The following is a 5,793-nucleotide window of genomic DNA, read 5'->3' as shown; positions in this document are numbered from 1 at the left end:
CGGGGCCGCCGGGGCCGCCGCGCTGCCCGCGCCGGCCGGACCGGCCGACCCCGCGGACGCCGGCGCGGAGCTGGCGACCTGCACCGCGCCGCTGGTCGGCACGTTCTACCGGTCCCCGGCGCCGAGCGAGCCGCCGTTCGTGGAGGTCGGCGACCGGGTGGAGGCCGGGCAGCCGGTCGGGATCGTGGAGGCGATGAAGCTGATGAACGAGATCCCGGCCGAGTGCTCGGGCGAGGTCGTGGACGTGGCCGTCCCCGACGCCGCCCCGGTCGAGTTCGGCCAGCCGCTGGTGCGCATCCGCCCCGACCGCCCCGCTGACCGTCCCGACCGGCGGCCGGACTGACCGGGGGCCCGCGGTGTTCCACAAGATCCTCATCGCCAACCGCGGCGAGATCGCCGTGCGCATCGCCCGCACCTGCCGGGAGATGGGCATCGCCACCGTCGCGGTGCACTCCACGGCCGACCGGGACGGCCGCGCCGCGGCGTACGCCGACGAGACCGTGCAGATCGGCCCGCCGCAGGCGCGGCGCAGCTACATGTACGTGCCCGCGATCATCGAGGCGGCGCGGCGCACCGGCGCCGACGCGATCCACCCCGGCTACGGGTTCCTGTCGGAGGACCCCGACTTCGCCCGCATCTGCGCCGAGCACGGCATCGCGTTCATCGGCCCGCCGCCCGAGGTCATGGAGGTCGCGGGCGACAAGGCCCGGGTGCGCGGCCTGCTGGCCCGCGCCGGGCTGCCGGTGCTGCCCGGCAGCGACGGCACGCTGGCGGCCCTCGACGAGGCCCTGGAGGTGGCCCGGTCCGTCGGCTACCCGGTGATCGTCAAGGCGGCCGCGGGCGGCGGGGGACGCGGCATCGCGGTGGCCGGCACGCCGGCCGAGCTGCGCCGCGCGTACCGGGAGACCGCGGCGGTCGCCCGCACCGTGTTCGGGTCGGGCGAGATCTACCTGGAGCGGTACGTGCCCGCCGCCCGGCACGTCGAGGTGCAGCTGCTGTGCGACGCGCACGGCACCGCGATCCACCTGGGCGAACGCGACTGCTCCCTGCAGCGGCGCCGGCAGAAGCTGATCGAGGAGGCGCCGTCCCCGGGCCTGTCGCCGCACCTGCGCGCCCGGCTGGGCGAGTACGCGGTCGCCGCCGCCCGCGCGCTCGGCTACCAGGGCGCCGGGACGGTGGAGTTCCTCATCGACCCCTCCGGGCGGCCCACGTTCATGGAGGTCAACGCGCGGATCCAGGTCGAGCACCCGGTCACCGAGATGATCACCGGCCTGGACCTGGTCCGCGAGCAGATCCGCATCGCGGCCGGGGAGCGGCTCGCGCTGACCCAGCGGGACGTGCGGCCCTCCGGCTGGGCGATCGAATGCCGCATCAACGCCGAGGACCCCGACGCCGGCTTCCGCCCCACACCCGGGGTGCTGGAGGTGTTCCGCCCGCCCGGCGGGCCCGGCACGCGCGTCGACTCGGGCTTCGCCCAGGGCGACCGGGTGCCCTCCCACTACGACTCGCTGATCGCCAAGCTGGTCGTCTGGGCGCCCACCCGGGACCAGGCCGTCGCCCGCGCCGACCGGGCCCTGGCCGAGTTCGCCGTCGGCGGTCCCGGCGTGGCGACCACCGTCCCGCTGCTGCGCGAGCTGCTGGCGCATCCCGACTTCGCCGCGGGACGGCACCACACGAACCTCGTCGACCAGATGACCCGTTCGAAAGGAGACGGCGATGCCCGAGAAGACGACGTCCGCACCGGTGCTCACCGATGACGACGTCCAGGCGCTGCTGCGCGCGGTGGGCGCGCCCGCCGGCGTGACGGCCGGCGACCACGGCCGGTCCTTCGAGGAGCTGGGCCTGGACTCGCTGGCCCGCTTCGAGATCGCCAGCCGGATCAAGCGGCGCTACGGCGTGGACATCGAGGACGACATCACCGCCGAGACCAGCCCCGCCGGAGTGCGCGACCTGGTCAACGGCAGGCTCGCCGGGGCCTGACCGCCGCCGCGGGGCCCGCCCGGACCCCGCGGCACGCGCGCGGCCCCGCGAACGGGCCCGCAGAGGGAGGACGACATGATCGGCACCACCGACAACTCGATCGTCATCGACGCGCCCGTCGGGTACGTCTTCGCCAGGACCAACGACGTGCGCGCCTGGCCGGACCTGTTCACCGAGTACGCCGCCGTGGAGGTGCTCGAGGAGGAGGAGCACGCCGTCACCTTCCGGCTCACCATGCACCCCGACGAGAACGGCAACGCCTGGTCGTGGGTGTCGCGCCGGGAGTGGGACCCGCGCACCCGCACCGTGCGGGCCCGCCGCCTGGAGACCGGCCCGTTCGAGTTCATGGACATCATCTGGACGTTCGAGGAGCTGGAACCCGACCGCACCCGGATGCGCTGGGTGCAGCACTTCCGCATGAAGCCGGACGCGCCCGTGGACGACGAGTGGATGACCGGCAACATCAACCGCAACTCCGTCGAGCAGATGCGGATCATCAAGGAGCGGCTGGAGGCGCGGCGCAGCACGGTCGTGGGGCTGGACGACGTGCCGTCCAACACCCGCCGCGGCGGCGACATGCGCACACTGCTGGCCCCGAGCACCGTCGGCTCGGCGTTCGGGTTCGGCGGGGCGGTGCGCCTGGCCCCGGGCGAGCGCACCCGCGAGCACTACCACCCGTACTCGGAGGAGTTCCTGTTCGTGGCCTCCGGGGAGATGCGCGTCGAGCTGGACGGGCGGGCCGCGACCGTCGGCGCGGGGCAGGCGCTGCTGGTGCCGCGCGGCGTGCGGCACCGCGTGACCGGCGGCGACAGCGAGTCGATGGTGGTGTTCCACCTGAGCCCCCTGGCGCCGCGTCCCGACCTCGGCCACGTCGACACCGAGGACGAGCCGGCCGGCGCCGCGGGCCGGGCCGCGCCCGCCGCAGCGCACGCCGGGCCGGGGCACGCCGGGCCTGTGCATGCCGAGGCGGGGCGTGCCAAGCCCGCCGCCAGGGCCAAGTCCGGGCGGGCGGGCGCGAAGACGGGCCTGAAGCCGCGCGTGAGGGAGACGTCGTGAGACCCGACACGGGCAGGCAGAGACGTTCGCGTCCCGCCTCCGGGGGGCGGCGCACCGTCGTCACGGGCATCGGCGTCGTGGCGCCGGGCGGCGGCGACCGCGAGGAGTTCTGGCGGCGGATCGTCAACGGCAAACCGGCCATCCGGCGCATCACCTTCTTCGACCCGGCGCGCTTCCGCTCCCAGGTGGCGGCCGAATGCGACTTCGTGCCCGCCCACTACGGGCTGACGCCCCGGGAGGTGCGCCGCACCGACCGGTTCGTGCAGATGGCGATGGCCGCCGCCGACGAGGCGATGGCCGACAGCGGCCTGGATCCGCAGGCCGTGGACACCGAGCGGATGGGCGTGTCGCTCGGCACGGCCACCGGCGCCGCCGGGACGCTGGAGGACGAGTACGTCGTCGCCAGCGACCACGGCAGGCACTGGGTGGTCGACGCCGAGCACGTCATGCCGTTCCTGTACCAGGCGCTGGTGCCCTCCAGCGGCGCCGCCGAGCTGGCGGTGCGCTACGGCGCGCACGGACCCGCCGCCGTGATCTCCACCGGGTGCACCGCGGGCATCGACGCCATCGGGCACGCGCACCGGCTGATCGTCGACGGCGAGGCCGACGTGATGGTGGCGGGGGCGTCGGAGGCGCCGGTCACGCCGTTCTCGGCCGCCGCGTTCGACGCGATCCGGGCGACCACCCCGCACAACGACGACCCGGAGGGCGCGTCCCGGCCGTTCGACGCCGACCGCAAGGGGTTCGTGCTCGGCGAGGGCTGCGCGGTGCTGGTGCTGGAGGAGCTGGCGCACGCCCGGGCCCGCGGCGCCGGGATCTACTGCGAGGTCACCGGGTACGGCACCCGCGCCAACGCCTTCCACATGACCGGGCTGCGGCCCGACGGCCTGGAGCTGGCCGAGGCCATCGCCGACGCCATGCGGCAGGCCCGGCTCGACGCCGCCGACCTGGGGTACATCAGCGCCCACGGGTCCGGCACCAAGATGAACGACCGGCACGAGACCGCCGCCTACAAGCGCGCGCTGGGCCCCACCGCCTACCAGGTGCCGATCAGCTCCATCAAGTCGGTGGTCGGGCACTCGCTCGGCGCGATCGGGTCGATCGAGATGGCCGCGTGCGCGATGGTGATCCAGCGCGGGGTCATCCCGCCGACCGCCAACCTGCACACCCCTGACCCCGACTGCGACCTGGACTACACGCCCCTCACCGCGCGGGAGGCCCGGGTGGACCACGCGCTGTCGGCGGGCAGCGGCTTCGGCGGCTTCCAGTCCGCCATGATCTTCTCCCGGCTCGCCGGCGGCCGGGCGGACTCATGAGCGCCGCGGGCGGCCGCACGGCCGCGCCCCTCGCCCGCCGGCGGGCCCGCGGGACCGCCGGCGCGGACGGCGGCGCGGACGGCGGCGGCGCCACGGTGATCAGCGGGATCGGCGTGGTCGCGCCGACCGGCATCGGCGTGGCCGAGCACTGGGCGGCGACCCTGCGCGGCGCCTGCGGGCTGGGGCCGATCACCGCGTTCGACACCGCGGAGCTGCCGATCCACGTGGCCGGGCTGGTGACCGGGTTCGACGCCGAACGGCTCGTCCCGGACCGGCTGCGGGTGCAGACCGACCGGTGGACGTGGATGGCGCTGGCCGCCGCCGAGATGGCGCTGGCCGACGCGGGGCTGGACCCGGCCGCCGAGGACGACCCGTACGCCCTGGGCGTGCTGACCTCCAGCGCGTCCGGCGGCAACGAGTTCGGCCAGCGGGAGATCCAGGCGCTGTACGCGCAGGGCCCGCAGGACGTCACCGCCTACCAGTCGATCGCCTGGTTCTACGCCGCCAGCACCGGCCAGCTGTCGATCCGGCACGGCATCAAGGGGCCGTGCGGCGTCATCGTGTCCGACGGCGCCGGCGGCATCGACGTGCTGGCGCAGGCCCGGCGGCTGATCCGGCGCGGCACCGAGGCGGTGCTGGCGGGCGGCACCGAGGCGCCGCTGTCCCCGTACGCGATCACCTGCCAGGGCACGCCGGAGATGAGCGGCGGGCGCGACCCGCGCACCGCCTACCGCCCGTTCGCGCGGTCGGCGAGCGGCGCGGTGCCCGGCGAGGGCGGCGCGATCCTGGTCGTGGAGGAGCGCGAGCGGGCGCTGCGCCGCGGCGCGCCCACCGTCTACGCCGAGCTGGCCGGCACGGCCGCCACGCACGACGCGCACCGGCCCGCCGGGCCGCCGCCGGACCACCGGCAGCTCGCCCGGGCGATGCACCTGGCCATCGAGCGCGCCGGGCTCACCCCGCAGGACGTGGACGTGGTGTTCGCCGACGGGGCGGGCGACCCGGTGCGCGACGCGCTGGAGGCCGCGGCGATCCACGAGGTGTTCGCGCACGCGGTCGAGGCCGTCCCGGTGACGGTGCCCAAGACCATGACGGGGCGGCTCGGCTCCGGCGCCGGCGTGCTCGACGTGGCCTGGGCGGCGCTGGCGCTGCACCACGACACGATCCCGCCGTCGGTCAACCTGGACGGCGAGGACTGCCACGGCCTGGACCTGGTCACCGAGCCCCGCGAGCGCGCCGGGCTGCGCCACGCGCTGGTGGTGGCGCGCGGGGCGGGCGGGTTCAACGCCGCCGCCGTGCTACGGGCGCTGCGCCATGACGTCGGATGACGCCCCGCCCGCGGCCTCGCCCGGCCCGCCGTCAGAAGGCCCGCCGGAAGGCCCGCCCGCTGTCTCGCTCAGCGCCTCGCCCGGCTCGCCGGCCCCGGCGGGGAGGCCGGCCGGGG

6 protein-coding genes are annotated in these 5,793 nt (G+C 76.1%); all 6 read left to right on the top strand.

Annotation, left to right across the window (positions count from 1 at the left end):
* A partial coding sequence (accB, locus tag ABD879_RS31755) for an acetyl-CoA carboxylase biotin carboxyl carrier protein (protein WP_345025470.1) occupies positions 1-343 on the top strand: 343 nt, incomplete at its 5' end.
* Positions 344-356: 13 nt separating this feature from the next.
* Positions 357-1,757 carry an acetyl-CoA carboxylase biotin carboxylase subunit gene (locus ABD879_RS31750; protein ID WP_345025467.1) on the top strand — a complete coding sequence of 467 codons (1,401 nt, stop codon included), beginning with the start codon at positions 357-359 and terminating at the stop codon, positions 1,755-1,757.
* The gene (locus ABD879_RS31745; protein WP_345025466.1) at positions 1,717-1,980 is read left to right on the top strand and encodes an acyl carrier protein; all 264 of its coding nucleotides are present in this window, start codon (positions 1,717-1,719) and stop codon (positions 1,978-1,980) included. The genes ABD879_RS31750 and ABD879_RS31745 overlap by 41 nt, the downstream gene beginning before the upstream one ends.
* A gap of 75 nt (positions 1,981-2,055) precedes the next feature.
* Entirely contained in the window at positions 2,056-3,036 is a 981-nt protein-coding gene (locus tag ABD879_RS31740; protein WP_345025465.1) for a cupin domain-containing protein, read from the top strand.
* Entirely contained in the window at positions 3,033-4,352 is a 1,320-nt protein-coding gene (locus ABD879_RS31735) for a beta-ketoacyl-[acyl-carrier-protein] synthase family protein (protein ID WP_345025464.1), read from the top strand. The genes ABD879_RS31740 and ABD879_RS31735 overlap by 4 nt, the downstream gene beginning before the upstream one ends.
* Positions 4,349-5,677, top strand: coding sequence for a beta-ketoacyl synthase N-terminal-like domain-containing protein (locus ABD879_RS31730; protein ID WP_345025462.1), 1,329 nt, complete (start codon positions 4,349-4,351; stop codon positions 5,675-5,677). Before ABD879_RS31735 ends, ABD879_RS31730 begins: the two co-directional genes overlap by 4 nt.
* The last annotated feature ends 116 nt before the right edge of the window (positions 5,678-5,793 follow it).

It is taken from the genome of Actinomadura keratinilytica, from assembly GCF_039539665.1.
Lineage (GTDB): Bacteria > Actinomycetota > Actinomycetes > Streptosporangiales > Streptosporangiaceae > Spirillospora > Spirillospora keratinilytica.
This window is presented reverse-complemented; position numbering and strand designations above follow the sequence as displayed.

Coding starts and splice junctions, on each gene's coding strand:
- ABD879_RS31745 (WP_345025466.1), top strand. CDS start 1,717: ATGCCCGAGAAGACGACGTCCGCACCGGTGCTCACCGATGACGACGTC.
- ABD879_RS31730 (WP_345025462.1), top strand. CDS start 4,349: ATGAGCGCCGCGGGCGGCCGCACGGCCGCGCCCCTCGCCCGCCGGCGG.
- ABD879_RS31740 (WP_345025465.1), top strand. CDS start 2,056: ATGATCGGCACCACCGACAACTCGATCGTCATCGACGCGCCCGTCGGG.